Source organism: Duganella sp. GW821-FHT07G03, assembly GCF_059418605.1.
Genome location: NZ_JBWKQE010000007.1, coordinates 102,881 through 124,518 on the forward strand (window position 1 = coordinate 102,881; position 21,638 = coordinate 124,518).

Sequence of the window (21,638 nt, forward strand, 5' to 3'; positions counted from 1 at the left end):
TTATTTGGTCTTCTTCAGTTATTCGTCATCCAGCGCCGCCTCCAGCGGCCGTTCCGACGCCACCATCAGCGGGTTCTCCTTCAGCAGCGCGGCGTCCGGCTTGAGCTTGATGAGATTCTTCGCATCGGTGTTGTAGGCGGTGGCTCCCACCTTCAGCTGCGCTGGCTTGCTGAACTTGAACACCACCGTCTTCACGTTCGGGACGAACATGCTCATCGCCCCTGCAACCTTCTTGATGCCGGCGTTCATCTGGCCGATGCTGCCCATGACTTGCGCGTAGTTCCACTGAGTGCCCTCAGGCAGCAGCGCCAACACTTCCAGCGAGACCGCGGACTTTTCTTCCTTCGGCAGGCTGGTCATGATCTTGGTGTCGTCGGTCATCCATTTAGGATTGGGCACCAGGGCCATGCGGAAGTCGGCCGACAGCGGCGGCAACTGTTGACGTTCGCCGCCATGAACCACGGTCAGCACGACATCGGACGGCTTGTAGTTCTTGTTCTTGGGCTTGACGGCCAGGAAAACGCTGAGCTTGTCGCGCTCTGCGGCGGGCAGGGCGTAGAAGCGGTCGATGCGCGTATCCTCGACCAGCTTCTTATATGGCACCCATTCGCGTTCGTCGGCGTGGGCGGCGAGGGACAGCAACAGCAGCGGCAACAGGGCAAGTTTCTTCATAAATTTTCATGTTAAAAGAAAAACACATTGTAGGGCAGTCCGGTCCAATTACCCAATCCGGCCACGCCTTGTTACAATTGCCGTTTTGGCGACCCTGCGCCGCAACTTATTAGCTGAGCAGGATAGGCCCTTTGCACCCGCTATCTACGGTAAAATCCCAGCATGTCCTATCAAGTCCTCGCCCGTAAATACCGCCCCAAGAATTTCGAAACGCTCGTCGGCCAGGAGCACGTCGTGCGCGCGCTCACGCACGCCTTGCACAGCGGTCGCCTGCACCACGCCTATCTGTTCACCGGAACGCGCGGGGTCGGCAAGACCACCTTGTCGCGCATCCTGGCCAAATCGCTCAATTGCATCGGCCCGGATGGCACCGGCGGCATCACGCCGACCCCGTGCGGCGTGTGCGAAGCCTGTACCGCGATCGATGCCGGCCGCTTTGTCGACTACATCGAGATGGATGCGGCGTCCAACCGCGGCGTCGACGAGATGGCGCAGCTGCTGGAGCAGGCGGTGTACGCGCCGAGCAATGCGCGCTTCAAGGTCTATATGATCGATGAGGTGCACATGCTGACCAACCACGCCTTCAACTCGATGCTGAAGACGCTGGAGGAACCGCCCGAGCACGTCAAGTTCATCCTGGCCACCACCGATCCGCAGAAGATCCCGGTGACGGTGCTGTCGCGCTGCCTGCAATTTAACCTGAAGCAGATGCCGCCGGGTCATATCATCGGCCACCTGGATAACATCCTGGGGCAGGAGGGCATCACCTTCGAAGCGCCGGCCTTGCGTCTGCTGGCCGCCGGCGCGCACGGTTCGATGCGCGATGCGCTGTCGCTGACCGACCAGGCGATCGCCTACGCCGCCGGCGAGGTGACGCTGGATGCGGTGCAGGGCATGCTGGGCGCGCTGGATCAGTCTTACCTGATCCGTTTGCTCGATGCGCTGGCCGCGCAGGATGGCGCGGACCTGCTGGCCGTGGCCGACGAGATGGCCACGCGCAGCCTGTCGTACAACGGCGCCTTGCAGGACCTGGGCACCTTGCTGCACCGGATCGCGCTGGCGCAGACGGTGCCGGCCGCCTTGCCGGAAGACTTGCCGGAGTACGCCGACATCGTGCGCCTGGCCGCCGCCTTCGATGCGGAAGAGGTGCAGCTGTATTACCAGATCGCTGTACATGGTCGCAATGAATTGGGCCTGGCGCCGGATGAATATGCGGGTTTCTCGATGACCTTGCTGCGCATGCTGGCCTTTCGGCCCGGCGTAGGCGGGGCCGAGGGACAACCGGCCGCGGCGCCCGCGCTGTCGCGTCCGGCGGCGGTGGCTGCGGCACGCGCCGCGGCGGCGCCGCCTGCGCGCGCGGCTGCGCATATGCAGGCCAGCCACGCCAGCGTGACGCCGGCTGCGGTGGTCGCCGGTGCGGCGGCCGCGATGGCGCGCGCCGAGGCGCCTGCCCCGGCGCCGTACGCGGCTCCGGCTGCGCAGACCCCGCCTGCCAGTGCGATGCCGTCTGCACCGTTTGCACCACCAGCGCCGGCGCCGGTTGCTGCGGCGCCAGCGCAGGCCGCCGCTCCGGCAGCACCGGCGGCGCCGATTAGTACGGCGCGGGCCGCGATCAATGCGGCATTGGAAGCGGCACGTGCGGCATCCAAGCCGGGTGCGCGTTCGTCGTCGGCAAGCTCAGCGCCCGTTGCTGCGGCGCCAGTGGCGCCGCCGGCTGCGTCGTCAGCAAGTGCGGCGCCTTCCCCGCCGCAGATGCCGAGCGCGTCCTCGCAGCCACAGGCGCCGAGCGCCGCGTACACCCCGCCTGCCGCGCCGAGTGCGCCGGTTGCGGTCGCGCCTACGCGTTCTGCGCCGTGGGACGACATGCCGCCGGCAAGCACCATGGGCGGCGATGCGCAAGCGGCTGTCCTGGAAGCGCCGGTGCGCCAGGTCGCACCGCAACAGGTCGCGCCGCAAGCCGCGCCCGCCGCCAAGCCTGCCCAGCAGCAGGCAGACGAAGAGGATGACCTACCGCCCTGGGTCACTGAATTTTCCGACGACAGCGCGGTAGCGCCGGCCCAGGCCTACGCGCCTGCGCAGCCGCCATCGCACAGCCCGTCTCAGGCGCCGGCGCACGCATCGTCGTACGCGCCATCGCACCATCAGGCGCCGCCACCGCTGGCCTACGCCGACGAGGCGCAAGCCGTCGTCATGCCGGCCCGCGCCGCGCCGGCGCCGGCCAAGGCGCCGCACGCCTACGTCATCACGCCGGTGCCGGAACTGAACTGGGACGGCAACTGGCCGGCCGTGGCCGCCGCCTTGCCCTTGCGCGGCGTGGCCCAGCAGCTGGCCATGCAGGCTGAACTGATCGAATGCCGCATGGACGGCAACGCCGTGGTCTTCAACGTCCGCGTGCCGATCGAAACCTGGCGCACGCCCGGCAACGTCGAAAAGCTCACGGTCGCGCTGACCGAACGCTTCGGCCGTCCGGTGCGCGTGGATACCGAGCTGGGCGCCGTCTGGTACACCGCCAGCGCCGAGGCGCAGGCGCACCGGGAAGCCTGCCAGCGCGCCGCCGAGGACACCATCGCCAACGATCCCTTTGTGAACAGCATGATCCGCGAGTTCGACGCCTGGGTGGTGCCGGGTTCCATCACGCCGCCGCCCGCCGTATCGGCGGCGGCCAACTGATCACATCTTTAACTTTCAATCTACGGAGAACACCATCATGATGAAGAACCAACTGGCCGGCTTGATGAAGCAAGCACAAGCAATGCAGGACAACATGAAGAAGGCGCAGGACGCGCTGGCCCTGATCGAAGTCGAAGGCCAGTCCGGCGCCGGCCTGGTCAAGATCGTCATGACCTGCAAGAACGACGTCAAGCGCGTGTCGATCGACCCGTCGCTGCTGGCCGACGACAAAGACATGCTGGAAGACCTGGTCGCCGCCGCCTTCAACGACGCCGTGCGCAAGGCCGAAGCCACCTCCGCCGAAAAGCTGGGCGGCCTGACCTCCGGCATGAATCTGCCGGCCGGCTTCAAGATGCCTTTCTAAGGGCATTCGCCAAGCTCCATGTCCAAATCGCTGGAATTTCTGACGGAGGCGTTGCGCCGTCTGCCCGGCGTCGGCCCCAAGTCGGCGCAACGGATGGCGTTTCACTTGCTCCAGCATGACCGCGAAGGCGCGGACATGTTGTCGCGCGCGCTGCACCAGGCGGTGAGCGCCGTGCATCACTGCGCGCTGTGCAATACCTTCACGGAAGAAGACGTCTGCGACACCTGCAACGACGAGCAGCGCGACCGCCGCCTGCTGTGCGTGGTGGAGACGCCGGCCGACCAGCTGATGATCGAGCAGACGCTGACGTACAAGGGCCTGTACTTCGTGCTGATGGGGCGCTTGTCGCCGCTGGACGGCATCGGCCCCAAGGACATCCACCTGGAAAAACTGGTGGCGCGCGCGGTCGACGGCCTGGTCACGGAAGTGGTGCTGGCCACTAATTTCACCAACGAAGGCGAAGCCACCGCGCACTACATCAGCGAGATGCTGAAGGCGCGCGGCCTGCGCGTGAGCCGGCTGGCGCGCGGCGTGCCGGTCGGTGGCGAGCTGGAGTACGTGGACGCGGGCACCATCGCCCGCGCCATGCTGGACCGAAGGGCGACATGACTGACAAGAACACCGCCGGCCCACTCGCTGGCATCAAGGTACTGGAACTGGGCACGCTGATCGCGGGCCCTTTTTGTGCGCGCATGCTGGGCGAGTTCGGCGCCGAGGTCATCAAGATCGAGTCGCCCGACGGCGGCGATCCGATCCGCAAATGGCGGGTGCTGAAGGACGGCACCTCGCTGTGGTGGTCGGTACAGTCGCGCAATAAGAAATCGCTGACCCTGAACCTGAAGGACGCACGCGGCCGCGCCATCGCGCGCCAGCTGGCGCTGGAAGCGGACATCATCATCGAGAACTACCGCCCCGGCGTGCTGGAGAAGTGGGACATCGGCTACGAGCAACTGAAGGCCGTCAATCCCGCCACCATCATGGTGCGGCTGTCGGGCTTTGGCCAGACCGGGCCGATGAAGGACCTGCCGGGCTTCGGCGCCATCGGCGAATCGATGGGCGGGCTGCGTTACGTGTCCGGCCATGCGGACCGGCCGCCGGTGCGGGTCGGCGTGTCGATCGGCGATTCGGTGGCGGCCCTGCACGGCGTGATCGGCGCGATGATGGCGCTGCGCCACCGCGACGCCACCGGCGGCAAGCTCAAGGGCGAAGGCCAGATGGTCGACGTGGCCTTGTACGAATCCGTGTTCAACCTGATGGAATCGCTGGTGCCGGAGTTCGACCACGCGGGCGTGGTGCGCGAGCGTACCGGCGGCGCGCTGCCGGGCATCGTGCCGTCGAACACCTACACCACCAAAGACGGCGAGAACATCGTCATCGCCGGCAATGGCGACGCGATCTTCAAGCGCCTGATGCTGGCCATGGGCCGCATCGACATGGCCGGCGATCCGCAGCTGGAGCGCAACGACGGCCGCGTGCCGCGCACGCAGGAAATCGACGACGCGATTCAGGCCTGGTGCGACACCCAGGACATCGACAGCGCGCTGACCGTGCTGAAGGCGGCCGATGTGCCGGCCGGGAAAATCTACTCGGTGCGCGACATGATGGTCGATCCGCAGTTCATCGCCCGCGAGATGTTCGAGCAGCACCACTTCGCCGACGGCACGCCGGTCAAGCTGCCGGCGATCTCGCCCAAGCTGTCGGCCACGCCGGGCCACACCAAGTGGATAGGCCCGTCGCTGGGTCAGCACAACGACGAAGTCTTGCAGTCGCTGGGCTACAGCGCCGAGGACATCGCCGCCATGAAGCGGGACGGCGTGCTCTAACGCCGGTGCAGCGCCGAACTGCGCCAGGCGGCATATGGCTCGCTTGGCGGCACGTGCGCATCCGGACCGAGGTAGCAGTCATCGATGCCGAAGTCGTGGATGTGGCGGAAGCCGCGCGCTTCCAGGAATTGCCTGATGTCTTGCCGTACCGGCTGGCGGTTGTGCTCCACCGTGAGCACGCGCAGCCGGTAGTCGTCGAACGGAAAACTCTTCAGTATCGCCAGCTCCGAGCCTTCGGTGTCCAGGCTCCAGTAATCGATCACCGGCGGCGCGCTGCATTCATGCAGCACCGAGGCGATGGTGCGCGTCCGCTTGCGCACGGATGCCAGCTCGGGCCCGAATACGTGGTGCGTGTAGCGCAACATGGCCGGCGTATATTCCTGCAAGATCCCGCCCAGCATGTTCGCCCCTTCCAGGAATTCGACTTCGCCCTCGCGGTCGTAGAGGCAGCCGTGTATGCATAGACATAGTCGATTCTTTTGCAGCGCCTGGAAATAGCGGTCGTTGGGTTCGATGCAGATGCCGCGCCAGCCGTAGGCTGATTCCAGCAGCAGCGTGTTGCTGGAGCGGACGCCGTCGGCGGCGCCGGAGTCGAGGAAGTAGCCGTCGCGCATGCCGTTCAATACCGCTAGAACGAAGTGATCTTGCCCCAGTTGCGAGCTCATCATGGTCTCCTGGCGGATCGGCGCAGCGCGGCGGAACGCCAGTCGGAATAAGGTTCGCTTTCATTTGTTCGCGTCGCCGGCGGCGGTCGGTGGAAGGCGTCCTCGTGCCGGTGGCCGTACAGCATGGTGACGTTGATGCGGCGGCTTTCGTAGTCGTCGCGGAAGGTGCAGGCGGCGGTGCCGTGGAACAGGTCCGAGTTGAAGATGATGGCGCGGTTCTGCCGGTAGGGCACGTAGCGCGCCTGCGCGCCGACCTCGGCCAGGTAGCGTCGTATCAGGTCCGGCCGCCGGTTGTAGCTGATGAAGTCCCAGTCCGGCGGCGCTTCGACGTCGTAGATGTGCATGCCGCCGCTGGCCGGATCGAGATTGGCGTCGTCCGGCGTGATCCAGAAATTGACGTTGATGGCGGCGAAGTCGGCGTGCACGTCGTCGCCCGGCATATGGGCCGGATATTTGTAGGCCCACAATTGCGTCAGCGGATGGCGCTCGCCGATCAGGCGGGGCAGGGCGCGGCGCAGTTCGTGCGCCAGCTGGACCAGCAGCGGGCAGTTGAAGCCGTCGCGCTGCAAGGCCCCCAGGCGGCCGTGCGAATAACGCAGCGAGTTCCAGACGGTCGACTCCAGGCAGAAGCGGCGCAAGCTGTCCAGCGCGGCCGGCGCCAGGAAGTCGTCGACGACGACGATGCCGGGCGGGTTATTGCGATAGGCTAGTTCGACATCGGCGCCTTGCCAGCTGCCCGACCAGGTTTGCTGCACGGCCGGCGTGGCGCGCCGGTGGATGATGCGGTTGTAGATGCCGCCTATGCCGGCAAGTTCATCCGCTGTTGGGCGCTCGCGCTTGCTGATATGGCTGGCCGCCATCTGGTCGGCCAGCTGGCGGTAGCGCTGCACGATGGGGCTGTACTCGGCGCCCAGCACGCCCAGGCGCTGCAGGTAGCTGAATTGCTCGGCGTCGTGGCGCAGCTTGGCGACCGTGAGCGGAGGCTGCGGTGGCGCTGCTGGGTTCATCAAGGTCATGGCGGCGGCCCTCAGGCGGCTTCGGTGTTCAGTCTGCCCAGCGAGCCGGGGATGTGCACATCGTCCAGCCAGGCCGCCTGCAGCACTTCGGCGATCATCTCCTGCCAATGCTCCTCGATCACCTTGCGCACGGCGTCGTCGTGGTACAGGCGCTGGCACATCTGGCATTGGTGGGCGTACAGGCCTTCCCATTTGATGTCCGGATTGTGCGTGGCGGCCCAGGCGACCACCTTGGCCGGACCCTGGTGGTGTATCCACAGCTTGAGGAAGTCTTCCTCGGATTCGACGATGGCGCGCCGCAGGAAGCCCGGCTGGCCGGTGTCGGCGACATTGAGTTCCGGGATGACGCGCAGGCCCAGGCCGCAGCAGGAGCCGACGCGGCCGTCCGCCTGCAAGGTGTAGGTCTTGAGCACGCTGGAACAGCCGCCGCGTATCGCCGCCGCCTGCACGTCGCAGGCCACGCCTTCGGGATAGCGGTAGATGGTTTCGTGGTGCAGCGGCATCCAGGGGCTGCTGAGCACGGTCAGCACGGCGAATTGATCGGGCGGCAGGGCGGCGATCAGCGGGTGCTCCGTCAGCATTTTCGGCGTGATGTGGCGGTCCTGCTTCAGCTCCATCATCACGTGGGTGCGGAAGCGGCGCTCGCAGGCGGCCACGGTGGCCAGGACCACGCGCTCCAGCGGCACGAAGCGCACATGCTCGTCGCCGGTGCTGTAGTTGATTTCCGACAGGCCGGCATCGATCAGCGCGGCGATCTTTTCGCGCGCGGTCTCCAGGCTGGTGGCCCAGTGGGCGTTGGTGACCAGGCGTACCGGCAGCCGGTGATCGGCGGCGCGGCGTATGCCTTGCAGCAGGGTTTTCCATTCCAGCGTGGCCTCGCCGCCGGTGAAGACGACGTTGCTGAACTTGAGCTGCTTGGCTTCGTCGATGGCGGCCAGGATGGGCGCCAGCGCCAGCCGGTTGCGCTCGCGCGGGCTGGAGAGGGTGCCGCAGTCCGCGCACTCGGCCGGACAGGTGAAGGTCGGCATGATGGACAGCGTGTGCGCACGCCGGCGCAGCAGCGGCGCTTCCGAGTCAGCGGGCGACATTGAATTCCGCCTCGGAGAGGGCGAGGATGCCGCGCGACTCCAGGATCTGGGCGTACTGCACCAGCGCCTCGATCGTGACGCGCACGTACTCCTGGCCGCGATAGGGATCGTATTCGCGGCCACTGGTGCCACTGTCGGTTCCTGTATCGGTGCCGGTGTCGGTCCCCGTATCGGTCCCCGTATCGGTGCCGGTGTCGGTCCCGGTATCGGTGCCGGTGTTCGTTCCGGTGTCCGTACCTGTGCCGGTGCCGGTACCCGTGCCGGTACCCGTGCCGGTGCCCGTGCCCGGCTGGGGTCCGGGGTCCGGGCCCACCTCGGTGCCCTCGTCGGTGCCGGGGCCGGTGCCGATGGTGTCCGAACTGTGTTCAAAGTTTTGCGTGCTGTTCGAGTCGTTGATGGTGCGGTGGTCGGTCGGCACCAGGAAGCCGTTGGCGAAGATGGGACTGCTAGTGAACAGCATCGCCTGCTCCATGCCGCCGAGGGCGAACGGCGACTCCTTTTCGATGCCGCCGCGGACCAGCGCCAACACGATGTGATAGTCGCCATGCTGGATGACGGCATGGCCGAACGCGGTCATGAACTCTGTGCGGGAGGGCGTGGTGTGCTGGTGATCGGCCGCATAGTCGCGCAGCCAGCGCCGCATGTGACGGTTGGCCAGGATCGCATACACCAGCTGGTTGCTGACCGAGGCGCGCTGCTCCGGCAGCTTTTCACCGATGGCAAAGTCCGCCAGCACCTGGGCCGGATCGGTGATGAATTGCTCACGCAGCAGGTAGTCGCGCGACATGGCCTTGAACAGCGCGTCGACCCGCCTGGACGCGGCGGCCGCGCGCAACACCAGCGGATGGCGGTGATGGTGCCGCTCGGGTGTGAACACCAGGCGGAAGGAATGTTCTTGCTCGTCCATGTGACCTCCTTGGCTCGGACAACTGCCTGACCATCTTAGGCAGCTGAGCCGACCGGGAGGCGAGGGACGTCAAAGCTGGGCGCGGAACTTTATCGCATGACCATCGTCGCTGGCCGCCAGACCGTTCATCGTGAACTGGTTGCCGAGCATGAGGTCGATCGATTCGGGCGGCGATGGATGGCCGAGGTAGTAGCCCTGCGCCAGGTCGCAGCCGTATTGTTCCAGCAGCAGCAGCTGGGCGCCGGTCTCCACGCCCTCGGCCACCACCGCCATTTTCAGGCCGTGCGCCATGGCGATGATGGCGCGCGTGATGGCGGCGTTCTCGGAATCCTGCGGCAGGCCGCTGATGAAGCTCTTGTCGATCTTCAGCGCGCGCACGTCGAAGCGCTTGAGGTAGTTCATCGACGAGTAGCCGGTGCCGAAGTCGTCGATCGACAGGTAGACGCCGATGCCGCGCAACTGCTCCAGCGTGACCATGGTGGCGCGGGCGTCGTCCATCAGCGTGCCTTCGGTCAGCTCGAGCTCCAGCAGCTCGGCCGGCAGGCCGGTGTCGTGCAGCGTGGACAGCACGATCTGGGTCAGGTTCTCATCCTTGAACTGCTTGGCCGACAGGTTGACCGCCACCCGCACCGGCTGCTTGCCGGCGGCCTGCCACGCCATCGCCTGCCGGCAGGCGGTGCGCAGCACCCATTCGCCGATCGGCACGATCAGGCCGGTCTCCTCGGCCAGCGGGATGAACTCGGTGGGCGAGATGATGCCGCGTTCCGGGTGGCGCCAGCGCACCAGCGCCTCGACGCCGACGACCTGGGCGCTGGCGACGTCGATCTGCGGCTGGTACAGCAGATACAGCTCGTTGTTTTGCAGCGCCTTGCGCAGGCCCACTTCCAGCTTGACGTGGCTCATGATCTGCATCGTCAGCGACGAACTGTACAGCTTGGCGTTGTTCTTGCCGCAGTTCTTGGCGTGGTACATCGCGGTGTCGGCGTATTTGAGCAGCGAGTTGCAGTCCTCGCCGTCCTCAGGGTATAGCGAAATGCCGATGCTGGCGGTGACGAAGATTTCATTGGTGTCGAGCAGGAAGGGCCTGCGCATGGCTTCCTTGACGCGGTGCGCCACGTTGAGGGCGTTCTCCACCCGCTCCAGGTCGGGGATCAGGATGGTGAACTCGTCGCCGCCCAGGCGCGCCAGGTTGTTGCCGCCCACTTCGGTGCGCGACACCAGGTCGCTGGGCCGGGTGGTTTCGCGCAGCCGCTCGGAGACGGCCTTGAGCAGGTGGTCGCCGACGTCGTGGCCCAGCGTGTCGTTGATGCGCTTGAAGGCGTCCAGGTCCATGAACAGCACGGCGAACTTCTTGTTGCCCTTGCGCGAACGCACCAGCTCGGCCTCCAGCGTTTCCAGGAAGGCCTGGCGGTTGGGGATGCCGGTCAGGCTGTCGCAGTAGGCCAGGCGGCGGATCTGTTCCTCGGTGCGCTTGCGTTCGCTGATGTCGCGCACCAGGCCGAGCACCTCGTCGGGGCCGGTGGCCACCAGCCGCGCCTCGAAATGGCGCACCGGCGCCGCCACCGCGTGTTCGCCCTGGCGCGCGCGCGCGGCGCCGGGGATCGGCAACTCATAGTCGAGCGAGCGGATGTGCTGGGTGTCGAGCACGGTCTGCACCTGCTCCAGCATGTGGCGGGCGATGTCGTCCGGCAGCACCTGGTTCAGGTGGCGGCCCACGCACTGGTCGCTGTCGAACACGCCGCTGGCCTCGTGGCCCTGCTCGTAGTCGAGGTAGTAGCCGTCCTTGTTCATGCGGAAGAAGGTGTCCGGGATCGCCGCCAGCACCGCGCGGTGGTGGGCGTCGGCGATGCGCAGGCGGGTGATGGCGTCGCTGGCGCGCAGCACGTACAGCACCCGGTGGCCGAGGATGGGCCAGTTGATCGGCTTGGAGACGAAATCGGTGGCGCCGGCCTCGTAGGCCTGGGTCACCGATTCGAGCTCGTCGCCGCCGGTGACCATGATGATGGGCACGGTGGTCTGGGTTTCCAGGCGGCGGATTTCGCGGCACACGGCGAAGCCGTCCATGCCCGGCATGTCGACGTCGAGCAGCAGCAGGTCCGGCGTCATGCTCTGGAACAGGGCCACGGCTTGCACGCCGTCTTCGGCCTCGACCGCGTCCAGGCCGACCTGGCCCAGCATTTCCAGCATCAGCAGGCGCATCACCGGATCGTCGTCGGCGACCAGCACCAGGCCGCGCTTGGGGGAGGTTGGGCTTGCCATGTCATGTTTCCTTTTCCAGGATGGCTCCCAATGCCTGCCGCACGGCCTGGAAAGAGCGTTCCATATCGGCCAGCAGGACAGCGGCGCCGGCGGTGGTGTCGTTGCGTCCCAGCTGCTCGAGTTCCTTGCAGCGCTGGGCCAGCGCGTCGGCGCCGACGTTGGCGCTGCTGGACTTGAGGCTGTGGGCGGCCTTGCGCATCTGGCTGATGTTGCCGGTGCTGATCGCCTGGCTCAGCGTGTGCAAGTGCTTGGGGGTGTCGTCGAGATAGGCGTGCAGCACGCGCTCCAGCAAGGCGTCGCCGTTGGTGGCGCTCAGGGCGCGGATGTTTTCCAGCGCCTGGCGGTTGATCTGGCCGTTGGACGCGGGGGCGGCCGGGCGCGGCTCGGGCGCTTCCGGCGCGGCCGGCTTGCGCGGCAGGCTGATCCAACGGGAAATGGTCTGCCCCAGCGCCTGCTGCGTGAAGGGCTTGCTCAGATAGTCGTCCATGCCGGCCGCCAGGCAGGATTCGCGGTCGCCCTGCAGGGCGTTGGCGGTGATGGCGACGATCGGCATGGCGCGCCCGCGCCCGCGCTGCTTTTCGCGGCGGCGGATTTCCGTGGTCGCGGCAAAGCCGTCCATGACCGGCATCTGGCAATCCATCAGGACCAGGTCGAACTCGGTCGCCTGCACCGCCTGCAGCGCTTCCTCGCCGTTGCAGGCGCGGCTCACTTCCAGCCCCAGCCCTTCGAGCATGGCGCTGGCCACTTCGACGTTGACCGGGTTGTCTTCCGCCAGCAACACCTTGCGCCGCCGGCGCGCGCGCGGGGCCGGCGTCGGGCCGGGGCTGAAGGCGGCCAGCGGCGGCGCCACCGGCGCGGCGGCCGGCGGCGACTCGGCCGGACGTGCCGGCGCGCCGCGGCCGGGCGCCAGCAGGCAATCGAACAGGTCGCAGGCGCGCGGCGGCTTGATCAGCTGGAAGGCGACGCCGGCCTCGCGCCGCTGGACGCCGTCGGCGGCGTTGCGCTCGGTGCTCAGCAGCAGCAGCCGGGTGGCGGCCAGCGCCGCTTCGGCGCGGATCGCGGCGGCCAGCGCCAGGCCGCTGGTGCGCGGCAATTCCATGTCCAGCAGCACCACATCGTAGGGACGGCCGGCGGCGGCCGCCTGGCGCAGCTGCGGCAGGGCGTCGGTGGCGGTGGCGCCGGCGCTGGCGATGCGCCAGCTGCGCAGCAGCGTTTCCAGCTCGTCCCGGCTGGTGGGGTTCTCATCGACAATCAAAGCGCGGCATTCCTGGGTGGCGTGGAAAGAGGGATCGTCGACATCGATGCGACGTTTGTCAAAATTTACGGCAAACCAAAAGATCGACCCTTGCGTTAGCGCATGGTCGACTCCTATCGTGCCACCCATCAGCTCCACCAGTTGTTTTGAGATCGCCAGGCCCAGGCCGGTGCCGCCGTGCTTGCGGGTGGTCGAGCCGTCCGCCTGCGAAAACGAATCGAAGATGCGCGCCCGCGCCTCGCTGGAGACGCCGATGCCGGTGTCGTGCACTTCGAAGCGCAGGCCGACGGTTTGCGCATCCTCCCGCACCACGGCGACCTTGACGGTGATCTTGCCGCTCTCGGTGAACTTGATCGCGTTGCCCAGCAGATTGAAGATGACCTGGCGCAACCGGTTGGGATCGCCGCAGATGGCCACCGGGATATCGTTGGCGACCGCCAGCTCCAGCCGGATGCCCTTGGCCTGCGCCTGCGGCGAGAAGACGTTGTCTATGTCGTCGAGCAATTCGCGGAAATTGAAGTGGATGTATTCGACGGTCAGCTTGCCGGCCTCGATCTTGGAGAAATCCAGGATGTCGTTGATGATGACCAGCAAGTGTTCGCCGGAGCGCTTGACCATGCTGGTGTAGTGGCGTTGCTGCTCGGACAGACGGGTGGCCAGCAGCAGCTCGGTCATGCCCAGCACGCCGTTCATCGGGGTGCGGATTTCGTGGCTCATGGTGGCGAGGAAGGCGCTCTTGGCCTGGCTGGCGGCCTCGGCGGCGTTCTTGGCCTTTTCCAGCTGTTCGGTGCGCACGCCGACCTGGCGTTCCAGCTGGTCGCGGTATTGCGCCAGCGCGGCGTCGCGCGCCTCGACCTGGGCCAGCATGTCGTTGAAGCTGTCGGTCAGCGCGCCCAGTTCGTCGCCGCGCTGGTGGACGATGCGCGGCGTGGGCTGGCCGCGGCTGACCTGCTGGGCGGCGGCGATCAGCTTGCCGACCGGCTCGGCGACGCTGCCCTTGAAGCGGGCCGCCGTCAGCAGCGCCATCATGAACGACAGGATGGCGGCCACGGCCGCAGCGGCCAGGTGCTTGAACAGGTCCAGCCACATGCGGGTTTGCGCGCACTCGATCATCACGGTGCCGATGAACTCGTCCTTGACGCGCACCGGCCGGTACAGGCGCAAGGCCGGCGCCCACAGCGGGCCGCTGTGGAAGGTGCTGATCTGCTGGCCGGCGTCTTCGATCGCCAATTGCTCCGGTGCATCTTGCTCGCTGGGCAGGGCGGCCGACTTGTAGCGGGCCAGCAACTGGCCGGTGCTGTCGTACAGGATGGCCTGCTGGATCTGGTCTTCGACCGCCAGCGTGGTCAGCGTCTGCTGGGCGCGCCGGGTGTCGGCCGACAGCAGCGCCGCCACGCTGTTGTTGCCGATCACGCCGGCCAGCGAGGACAGCTGCCGGCGCTCGTCGTCGGTGCGGCTCAGGACGGACGTCGCGGCAAAGGCGAAGAACACCAGCATCAAGGCGCTGCCGGTGGACAGCACGGAAATGATGGTCAGTTTCTGGCTCAGACCCGAACGTTCGAAATTGAACATTGCTGTAAGCGTTGGCAAACGGTGAGCGCCGAAATCGTCGGCGCGACAAGCTGATCGGTAAGTGCCAGTAGGAAAAATATAGGGTTCAGATCAAGGTGGCCTTGATCTGCATCTAATCCCCGCACGTTTGAGCATTCTCAAAGGCCGCGGCGAAGTGCGTCGCAAGCTGCAAGGATGGAGCGAAAAAAAATCCTGTTCGTGGCGGAGGCCGTCACGCTGGCCCATGTCGGCCGGCCGCTGGCGCTGGCGCAAACGCTGGCGCCGCAGCGCTACGACGTGCACTTTGCCTGCGCGCCCGGCTACGAAGCCTTTTTCCAGGGCAGCAGGCTGAGCAGTTGGACGATCGGCAGCATTTCCAGCGCGCGTTTCCTGGCGGCCCTGGCCGCAGGCAAGCCGGTGTACGACAGCGCCACCTTGCAGCAGTATGTGCGGGACGACCTGCGCCTGCTGCAAGCGGTGCGGCCGGATGTGGTGGTGGGCGATTTCCGGCTGTCGCTGTCGGTCAGCGCGCGCGTGGCGCAAGTGCCGTATGTCGGCCTGATCAACGCCTACTGGAGTCCCTACGTGCCGCAGCGCTACACGGTGCCGGCGATCGCGCTGGCGCGGGTGTTGCCGATCGCGCTGGCGGACCGGCTGTTCCGCCTGGTGCAGCCGCTGGCGTTCGCCCTGCACAGCCGGCCGCTGAACCGGGTACGGCGCAGCTACCGCCTGCCGTCGCTGGGGTATGACTTGCGCCGCGTGTATGCCGACGCCGACTACGTGCTGTATCCGGACATCCCTGAAATGTTCCCGGCGGTCGATCTGCCGCCACATCATTCCTATCTGGGGCCGCTGACCTGGTCGCCGCCGACCGCGCTGCCCGGCTGGTGGGACGCCTTGCCGACGGACCGGCCGCTGATCTACGTCACGCTGGGCAGCTCGGGGCAGGGCGCGCTGCTGCCGCAGATCCTGCAGGCGCTGGCGGCGTTGCCGGTGCGGGTGATCGCCGCCACCGCCGGTCAGGCCGATCCCGGCCAGCCGCCGGACAACGCCCATGTGGCCGACTACCTGCCGGGCGAGGAGGCCGCGCGGCGGGCGCAGCTGGTGATCTGCAACGGCGGCAGTCCGACCAGCCAGCAGGCGCTGGCGGCCGGGGTGCCGGTGCTGGGCATAGCGGGCAACCTGGACCAGTATCTGAACATGCGCGCGGTGGCGGCGCTGGGGGCCGGCGCCTTGCTGCGCTCGGACCGGCTGGACGAGGACACGCTGCGGCGCACCGTGCTGGACTTGCTGGAGCGCCCGGCGGCGCGGGCTGCGGCGGCCCGGCTGGCGTCGCTGTTTCAGCGCTACGACGTGGCGACCCGCTTCGACGCGGCGCTGCGGCGCGCGGCCGGCGGCGCCCCTGCCATTTGAGCCCGCCCGCCGTCAGGGCTTGCCGGCCGGGCCGACCAGCAATTCGCGCAGCGGCTTGCGCAGCGAGCGCGCCGCCGCCGCCGGGCCGGCGCCGATGCGGCCCATGAACACCGCCGTCTCCCACGCCGCCTGGCCGACCAGCGCCGCGCCCTCGCGCGCCAGCGCCTCCGCCCGTTCCTGCATGCCGGGCGTGCCGGAGAACACCCGGCCTTCGCGTACGTAGCGGGCGAAGATCAGCGGCGTCAGTTCCGGTTGCAGTTGCAGGCCCTGCGCGGTGGCGGTCAGCCAGAAGCGCTGCATGGCGCGGCCGGCCTGCAGGTAGTCGTCGACCCGCTGGGCGCGGCGCGGCGCGGTCAGCACGAAGTGGGCGGCGCAGGCCAGGCCGGGGATCAAGTCCATTTGCAGGCGCGGCGCCAGCGTGCCGGCCAGCCAGGTGTTGAAGAATTCCACCCGCTGCCAGCGCTGCATGATCCAGCGCATCAGCTTGGCGGTGGCGGCGTCCACCCCCAGCGCCTGGTCGGGGATGCGGTCCTCGCTGTAGCGGGCGTTCCATTCGATCACCGACTTGTGCACCTGCCAGGCTTCCGGCATCGTCAGGCGCAGCTTGGCGTTGCGGAACATCAGCCGCGCCGCCGCCGCGCGCTGGCGGCCTTCCAGCCAGTGCACGCCGTAGCCGTCCGGCAGCGTGGCCACCAGCGCCGAGCGTTCGGCCGGCGTCAGCGGGCGCCGGCTCAGCGGGCGCCGTTGCACACTGCGCGGCAGGATGGCGTCGGCCAGCGGATCGGGCTCCAGGTCCGGCGCGGGAACGAACTCGACGCTGAGGGTGGGGCGGCTCTCCGCCGCCTCGACGTGGCGCATGACCCGCATCTCCAGCTGGTAGCTGCTGGCGGCGATGGCCATGGTCTCGAGCAGCGCGCCAATCGAGATCTGGCTGGGATGGCCGTCGAGGTCGTAGACGCAATGGTCGCGGGTGTCGTGGCCGTGCACCACCAGGCGGCGGGCGTCGAGGATTTCAAAGCGCCACGGCTGGGTGTTGTCGCCGCTGGGGGCCCAGCGCGCCAACTCCAGGATCTGTTCCAGCGTGGCGTCGAGGTGTTGTTCCATCTTGCTCATGATTGCTCTCCGCGCCGGCGTTTCACCAGCATCATGGTCAGCCGCTGGAGCGGGTGGCGGTGGCCGCCGGGGCGCCAGGTGCGGACCAGCTTGTTACGATAGGCGTCGAAATGATAACCGCGCGGCGCGGCCTCGACCTGGCCCCGGTTCAGCAGGATCTTCAGCGCCTCGGTGGCGGCGGCGCCCGCGCACAGCTCGCAGCCCATGATGGTCGACGGCCCGCGCTGCTCCTTCAGGTTGATGCTGGACGGATCGACCAGGTAGCGCGCGTGCAGCCCGGCCGGCGCCAACCCGACCAGGAAGCGCAAGGCCTTTTCCTCGTCCGGCAGCGAACCCCAGCCGAAGTATTGCTCGAACGTCATCCGGCCCGGCAGGAAGTTCAGCACCGCCGTGCCCATGCCCAGCGGCGCCGCCGTGATGGCCGGGATGCCCAGCCGCGCGCAGGCGGCGAAGGTGGCCTGGCGCGCGCCGAAGGCGAAGAAATCCAGGCCGTCCACGTACAGGTCCACGCCTTCGAAGAACTGCGCCAGGTTGCCGCTGTTGACTCCGCTTGGAAAGCGGACGATCTGCAGCTCGGGATTGATGTCGCGCGCCATCTCGGCCAGCACCTCGACCTTGGGTAGCCCCAACGTGGACATGGTGGCGCCCACTTGCCGGTTGAAGTTGGCGATGTCGAAGGTGTCGAAGTCGGCGATGTGGAAGGCGCCCACGCCCAGCCGGGCCAGGGTCAGCAGGTGCACGCCGCCGACGCCGCCCATGCCGGCGATGGCGATGCGCTTGCCGCGCAACACCGATTGCTCGGCCTGCGTGACCCAGCCGATGTTGCGGGCGTACGCCTGTTGGTATGAAAAAGGTTGCGACATGGGTCTCCCGAGAATGACAGACAAGGCGGCTCAGCGGAGTTAGACACACAGGTCGGGCAGAAAGTTCCCGAAAAAAAGAAAAAGCCTCCCGGTCAGGCAGAACGCGCTCAAGATCGCGCTCTGTCCAGACAGGGAGGCTTTTTGTCAGCAGCAACCGCCGCGCTTGCCGGCGCCGCCGTAGCGGGCTTCCTGACGTTCGCGGAAGAATTCCTCGTAGGTCATCATCGGCTCGTCGGGATGGGTGGCTTCCCGGTGCGAGACGTAGGTGTCGTATTCAGGCAGGCCCATCATCAGACGCATGCTTTGTCCGAGATAGCGGCCGGCCTTGGCGATGTCGCCCAGCATCACTGCACCTGGGGCGACAGGACCAGCGGGCTTTCCTGGGCGGTCGGCTGGGCCGAGGCGCGCGCCGCCAGCACCGTGCGGATGCCGAACGCCAGCACGCTGAGCACGACGATCATGAAGAAGCCGGCCAGCGACGCATCGAGGTAGTCGTTGAAGATCACCTGCTGCATCTGCAGCACCGACTTGGCCGGCGCCAGCAGCTTGCCTTCGTCGAAGGCGGCCTGGTACTTGGCGGCGTGCGCCAGGAAGCCGATCTTCGGATTGGCGTCGAAGATCTTCTGGAAGCCCGCCGTCAGCGTGCACAGCAGCAGCCACACGGTGGGCAGCACGGTGACCCAGGCGAACCGGGCGCGCTTCATCTTGAACAGCACGCAGGTGCCGAGGATCAGCGCGATCGCCGCCAGCATCTGGTTGGCGATGCCGAACAGCGGCCACAAGGTGTTGATGCCGCCCAGCGGATCGACCACGCCCTGGTACAGGAAGTAGCCCCAGGCCGCCACGCACAGGCCGGTCGCGCTCAGGTTGGCGTACACGTTCTCGGTCTGCTTCATGGCCGGCACGAAGGCGCCCAGCAAGTCCTGCAGCATGAAGCGGCCGGCGCGGGTGCCGGCGTCGACCGCCGTCAGGATGAACAGCGCCTCGAACAGGATGGCGAAGTGGTACCAGAAGGCCATCATGAGCTTGCCGCCGATGACGCCCGACAGGATCTGCGCCATGCCCACCGCCAGGGTCGGGGCGCCGCCGGCGCGCGAGATGATCGAGTGCTCGCCGACATCCTTGGCGGTCTGGGTCAGCATTTCCGGCGTGATGTAGAAGCCCATCTGCGACACCGCGTGTGCGGCGGACTCGGCAGTGGTGCCCAGCAGCGCGGCCGGGCTGTTCATGGCGAAGTAGACGCCCGGCTCGATGGTCGAGGCGGCCACCAGCGCCATGATGGCGACGAACGATTCCATCAGCATCGCGCCGTAGCCGATGAAGCGGGCGTGGGTCTCGTTCTCGATCATCTTGGGCGTGGTGCCGGAGGCGATCAGCGCGTGGAAGCCGGACACGGCGCCGCAGGCGATGGTGATGAACAGGAACGGGAACAGCGAGCCGGCCCAGACCGGACCGGTGCCGTCGATGAACTTGGTCATGGCCGGCATTTTCAGGTAGGGCGCGACCACCACGATGCCGACCGCCAGGCCGACGATGGTGCCGATCTTGAGGAAGGTCGACAGGTAGTCGCGCGGCGCCAGCAGCAGCCACACCGGCAGCACCGAGGCGACGAAGCCGTAGCCGATCAGCATCCAGGTCAGCTCGGTGCCGGTGAAGGTGAACATCGGCGCCAGGGCGGGGTTTTCCTGCACGATCTGGCCGCCGAAGATGGCCGCCATCAGCAGCACGAAGCCGATGATCGACACTTCGCCGATGCGGCCGACGCGCACGTAGCGCGTGTAGACGCCCATGAACAGCGCGATCGGGATGGTGGCCATGACGGTGAAGCTGCCCCACGGCGAGCCGGTCAGCGCCTTCACCACGATCAGCGCCAGCACCGCCAGGATGATGACCATGATCATGAAGGTGCCCAGCAGCGCGATCATGCCGGGGATCTGGCCCAGCTCCGATTTGATCAGGTCGCCCAGCGAGCGGCCGTCGCGGCGCATCGAAATGAACAGCACGATGAAGTCCTGCACCGCGCCGGCGAACACCACGCCGGCCAGTATCCACAGCATGCCGGGCAGATAGCCCATCTGGGCGGCCAGCACCGGGCCGACCAGCGGACCGGCGCCGGCGATGGCGGCGAAGTGGTGGCCGAACAGCACGTACTTATTGGTCGGCACGTGGTCGAGGCCGTCGTTCAGCTTGTTGGCCGGGGTCATGCGGCGGGCGTCCAGGCCCAGCACCTTGTCGGCGATGAACAGGCTGTAGAAGCGGTAGGCGATCAGGTAGACGCAGACGGCGGCGATGACGATCCAGATGGCGCTGACGGCTTCGCCGCGCTTGAGCGCGATGACGCCCAGCGCCGCGGCGCCGCACAGGGCGAGCGCGGCCCAGCCCAGCCGGCTGGCCAGGGTGGGTGGCGCGGTGTGGTGCAGTGTTTTCATGCTTCCTCCAAGGTTTTGGGCGCTGCTTTGAGACCCCACTGCAGCTTATGTCCAGTATTCAGGAAGCTGATAACCGCCGCAAGCGCAGCACTACGCACTATGGCTCGGTACAACTACGTAGTCGCCGCGGCCGGCGGGGGCGTAGAATCGCGCTACAGAATCATTCGGGACGAACGTCATGAAGTTGCGGCAAAAAGTCATATTCCTGGCCATCACGCCGCTGATCCTGGCGCTGATCGCCATCGCGCTGGCGGTGCGCCACCAGTCGGTGCTGCTGGCCCAGCAGCAGCGCGAGACCATCCAGCAAGCCTACCTGAGCAGCAAGGAGGCCGAACTCAAGCACTATGTCGCGCTGGCCTCGCACGCCATCGCCCATCTGTACGAATCGGGCCGCGACGACCAGGCCACCCGCGACGAGGCCAAGCGCATCCTGTCCTCGCTCAGCTATGGCGACGACGGCTATTTCTTCGTCTACGATATGCAGGGCAACACGCTGATGCATCCGCGCCAGCCCGAGCTGGTGGGCCGCAACCTGTACCAGCTGCGCGACGAGCAGGGCCAGCCGACCATCCAGAACCTGCTGGCGCGCGCCCGCGCGGGCGGCGGGCTGGAGCGCTACAGGTGGGTCAAGCCGTCCACCCACAAATCCGGCGCCAAGCTCGGCTACGTGATCCCGATGCCGAAGTGGGGCTGGATGCTGGGCACTGGTATCTATCTGGACGACGTCGACCAGGCGCTGGCCAGGGTCGATGTCCAGCAATCGGGCAACATCCGCAACACCATGCTGTGGATCGCCGCGATCGCCATCGCGGCCTCGGTGGCGGTCGCCAGTTCGGGCCTGGCGCTCAACATCAGCGAGCTGCGGGTGGCCGACGCCAAGCTCAAGGTGCTGGCCCAGCGCGTGGTCGAATCGCAGGAGGAGGAGCGGGCGCGGCTCTCGCGCGACCTGCACGACGGCATCAGCCAGTGGCTGGTGTCGATCAAGCTGCAGATCGAGGCCGGCATCATCCGCCTGACGTCCGGCCTGGCGTCCGGCCAGGTCGCGCAGCAGCAGGCGGCGCAGGCGGCCTTCGAGCACGCGGCCGACCAGCTCAACAACGTGATGGGCGAGGTGCGCCGCATCTCGCACAATCTGCGCCCGGCCATCCTGGACGACCTGGGCCTGGCGGCGGCGCTGCACCACCTGGGCCAGGAGTACACGCTCAGCAGCGCAACCCCGGTACACTTCGAGGCGGACGGTTGCACCGACGACTTGCCCGATGTCGCCAACACCGTGCTGTTCCGCGTGGCCCAGGAAGCCTTGACCAATATCGAGCGCCACGCCGGCGCCAGCCGCATCGAGATCCGCCTGACCGGCGAGCACGGCGGCGTCACCCTGCGCATCCGCGACGACGGCGCCGGCTTCGACGCCGAGGGCATCGCCCTGCATCCCAAGCACGGCATCGGCTTGCGCAATATGATGGAGCGGATGGACGCCATCGGCGGCCGCTTTGACATCGCGTCCTCCAGCGACGGCACGGCGGTGACTGCCTTTGCCGGCAATAGTTAAT

At 67.2% G+C, this 21,638-nt stretch carries 17 protein-coding genes; 6 read left to right on the forward strand and 11 right to left on the reverse strand.

The genetic code is table 11. The annotated features are described in order from the left end of the window. Nucleotides 1-18 precede the first annotated feature (18 nt). Complete coding sequence (locus AC07OK_RS11650) at nt 19-672, reverse strand: DUF2987 domain-containing protein (protein WP_494690457.1); 654 nt, start codon at nt 670-672, stop codon at nt 19-21. Between the two features lie 162 nt (nt 673-834). Between AC07OK_RS11650 and dnaX the strand changes: the two genes are divergently transcribed. From dnaX to AC07OK_RS11670, 4 genes are read left to right on the forward strand one after another with little or no spacing between them, the layout of a single operon-like run. After that, a complete protein-coding gene (gene dnaX / locus AC07OK_RS11655; protein ID WP_494690458.1) occupies nt 835-3,342 on the forward strand; it encodes a DNA polymerase III subunit gamma/tau in 2,508 nt (835 codons plus the stop codon). Between the two features lie 37 nt (nt 3,343-3,379). Next, a complete protein-coding gene (locus AC07OK_RS11660) occupies nt 3,380-3,706 on the forward strand; it encodes a YbaB/EbfC family nucleoid-associated protein (RefSeq protein WP_020705779.1) in 327 nt (108 codons plus the stop codon). 18 nt (nt 3,707-3,724) lie between these two features. Beyond that, entirely contained in the window at nt 3,725-4,315 is a 591-nt protein-coding gene (gene recR / locus AC07OK_RS11665) for a recombination mediator RecR (RefSeq protein ID WP_116989468.1), read from the forward strand. Further along, on the forward strand, nt 4,312-5,529 hold the full coding sequence (locus tag AC07OK_RS11670; RefSeq protein ID WP_494690459.1) for a CaiB/BaiF CoA transferase family protein: 1,218 nt from the start codon (nt 4,312-4,314) through the stop codon (nt 5,527-5,529). The genes recR and AC07OK_RS11670 overlap by 4 nt, the downstream gene beginning before the upstream one ends. Here AC07OK_RS11670 and AC07OK_RS11675 read toward each other — a convergent pair. From AC07OK_RS11675 to AC07OK_RS11700, 6 genes are all read right to left on the reverse strand, one after another. Then, nucleotides 5,526-6,197 (reverse strand): FkbM family methyltransferase, encoded by a 672-nt coding sequence (locus tag AC07OK_RS11675; protein WP_494690460.1) that lies wholly within the window; start codon nt 6,195-6,197, stop codon nt 5,526-5,528. The genes AC07OK_RS11670 and AC07OK_RS11675 overlap by 4 nt on opposite strands. Beyond that, nucleotides 6,194-7,210, reverse strand: a complete 1,017-nt coding sequence (locus tag AC07OK_RS11680; protein ID WP_494690461.1) for a phytanoyl-CoA dioxygenase family protein — start codon at nt 7,208-7,210, stop codon at nt 6,194-6,196. The genes AC07OK_RS11675 and AC07OK_RS11680 overlap by 4 nt, the downstream gene beginning before the upstream one ends. Nucleotides 7,211-7,221: 11 nt before the next feature. Continuing rightward, the gene (locus tag AC07OK_RS11685) at nt 7,222-8,298 is read right to left on the reverse strand and encodes a radical SAM protein (RefSeq protein WP_494690462.1); all 1,077 of its coding nucleotides are present in this window, start codon (nt 8,296-8,298) and stop codon (nt 7,222-7,224) included. Then, on the reverse strand, nt 8,285-9,205 hold the full coding sequence (locus tag AC07OK_RS11690) for a hypothetical protein (RefSeq protein WP_494690463.1): 921 nt from the start codon (nt 9,203-9,205) through the stop codon (nt 8,285-8,287). The genes AC07OK_RS11685 and AC07OK_RS11690 overlap by 14 nt, the downstream gene beginning before the upstream one ends. Before the next feature lie 69 nt (nt 9,206-9,274). Next, on the reverse strand, nt 9,275-11,464 hold the full coding sequence (locus AC07OK_RS11695) for a putative bifunctional diguanylate cyclase/phosphodiesterase (protein WP_494690464.1): 2,190 nt from the start codon (nt 11,462-11,464) through the stop codon (nt 9,275-9,277). A gap of 1 nt (nt 11,465) precedes the next feature. Further along, nucleotides 11,466-14,291, reverse strand: a complete 2,826-nt coding sequence (locus tag AC07OK_RS11700; protein WP_494690465.1) for a hybrid sensor histidine kinase/response regulator — start codon at nt 14,289-14,291, stop codon at nt 11,466-11,468. Nucleotides 14,292-14,465: 174 nt separating this feature from the next. Here AC07OK_RS11700 and AC07OK_RS11705 point away from each other — a divergent pair, with 174 nt between their 5' ends. Further along, nucleotides 14,466-15,683, forward strand: coding sequence for a glycosyltransferase (locus AC07OK_RS11705; RefSeq protein ID WP_494690466.1), 1,218 nt, complete (start codon nt 14,466-14,468; stop codon nt 15,681-15,683). Between the two features lie 12 nt (nt 15,684-15,695). Here AC07OK_RS11705 and AC07OK_RS11710 read toward each other — a convergent pair whose 3' ends face one another. The 4 genes from AC07OK_RS11710 to AC07OK_RS11725 form a co-directional block, all read right to left on the reverse strand. Further along, nucleotides 15,696-16,796, reverse strand: coding sequence for a nitroreductase family protein (locus AC07OK_RS11710; protein WP_494690467.1), 1,101 nt, complete (start codon nt 16,794-16,796; stop codon nt 15,696-15,698). After that, nucleotides 16,793-17,659 (reverse strand): ThiF family adenylyltransferase, encoded by an 867-nt coding sequence (locus AC07OK_RS11715; RefSeq protein ID WP_494690468.1) that lies wholly within the window; start codon nt 17,657-17,659, stop codon nt 16,793-16,795. Before AC07OK_RS11715 ends, AC07OK_RS11710 begins: the two co-directional genes overlap by 4 nt. 144 nt (nt 17,660-17,803) lie before the next feature. Further along, a complete protein-coding gene (locus tag AC07OK_RS11720) occupies nt 17,804-18,004 on the reverse strand; it encodes a YbdD/YjiX family protein (protein WP_494690469.1) in 201 nt (66 codons plus the stop codon). Next, nucleotides 18,004-20,088 carry a carbon starvation CstA family protein gene (locus AC07OK_RS11725; RefSeq protein ID WP_494690470.1) on the reverse strand — a complete coding sequence of 695 codons (2,085 nt, stop codon included), beginning with the start codon at nt 20,086-20,088 and terminating at the stop codon, nt 18,004-18,006. The genes AC07OK_RS11720 and AC07OK_RS11725 overlap by 1 nt, the downstream gene beginning before the upstream one ends. A gap of 178 nt (nt 20,089-20,266) precedes the next feature. Between AC07OK_RS11725 and AC07OK_RS11730 the strand changes: the two genes are divergently transcribed. After that, the gene (locus AC07OK_RS11730) at nt 20,267-21,637 is read left to right on the forward strand and encodes a cache domain-containing protein (RefSeq protein ID WP_494690471.1); all 1,371 of its coding nucleotides are present in this window, start codon (nt 20,267-20,269) and stop codon (nt 21,635-21,637) included. Nucleotide 21,638: the final 1 nt, after the last annotated feature.

Bases quoted from the DNA above. Each gene is read 5' to 3' on its own strand.
- AC07OK_RS11650 (WP_494690457.1), bottom strand. From the start codon at position 672: ATGAAGAAACTTGCCCTGTTGCCGCTGCTGTTGCTGTCCCTCGCCGCC.
- dnaX (WP_494690458.1), top strand. From the start codon at position 835: ATGTCCTATCAAGTCCTCGCCCGTAAATACCGCCCCAAGAATTTCGAA.
- AC07OK_RS11660 (WP_020705779.1), top strand. From the start codon at position 3,380: ATGATGAAGAACCAACTGGCCGGCTTGATGAAGCAAGCACAAGCAATG.
- recR (WP_116989468.1), top strand. From the start codon at position 3,725: ATGTCCAAATCGCTGGAATTTCTGACGGAGGCGTTGCGCCGTCTGCCC.
- AC07OK_RS11670 (WP_494690459.1), top strand. From the start codon at position 4,312: ATGACTGACAAGAACACCGCCGGCCCACTCGCTGGCATCAAGGTACTG.
- AC07OK_RS11675 (WP_494690460.1), bottom strand. From the start codon at position 6,197: ATGATGAGCTCGCAACTGGGGCAAGATCACTTCGTTCTAGCGGTATTG.
- AC07OK_RS11680 (WP_494690461.1), bottom strand. From the start codon at position 7,210: ATGACCTTGATGAACCCAGCAGCGCCACCGCAGCCTCCGCTCACGGTC.
- AC07OK_RS11685 (WP_494690462.1), bottom strand. From the start codon at position 8,298: ATGTCGCCCGCTGACTCGGAAGCGCCGCTGCTGCGCCGGCGTGCGCAC.
- AC07OK_RS11690 (WP_494690463.1), bottom strand. From the start codon at position 9,205: ATGGACGAGCAAGAACATTCCTTCCGCCTGGTGTTCACACCCGAGCGG.
- AC07OK_RS11695 (WP_494690464.1), bottom strand. From the start codon at position 11,464: ATGGCAAGCCCAACCTCCCCCAAGCGCGGCCTGGTGCTGGTCGCCGAC.
- AC07OK_RS11700 (WP_494690465.1), bottom strand. From the start codon at position 14,291: ATGTTCAATTTCGAACGTTCGGGTCTGAGCCAGAAACTGACCATCATT.
- AC07OK_RS11705 (WP_494690466.1), top strand. From the start codon at position 14,466: ATGGAGCGAAAAAAAATCCTGTTCGTGGCGGAGGCCGTCACGCTGGCC.
- AC07OK_RS11710 (WP_494690467.1), bottom strand. From the start codon at position 16,796: ATGAGCAAGATGGAACAACACCTCGACGCCACGCTGGAACAGATCCTG.
- AC07OK_RS11715 (WP_494690468.1), bottom strand. From the start codon at position 17,659: ATGTCGCAACCTTTTTCATACCAACAGGCGTACGCCCGCAACATCGGC.
- AC07OK_RS11720 (WP_494690469.1), bottom strand. From the start codon at position 18,004: ATGCTGGGCGACATCGCCAAGGCCGGCCGCTATCTCGGACAAAGCATG.
- AC07OK_RS11725 (WP_494690470.1), bottom strand. From the start codon at position 20,088: ATGAAAACACTGCACCACACCGCGCCACCCACCCTGGCCAGCCGGCTG.
- AC07OK_RS11730 (WP_494690471.1), top strand. From the start codon at position 20,267: ATGAAGTTGCGGCAAAAAGTCATATTCCTGGCCATCACGCCGCTGATC.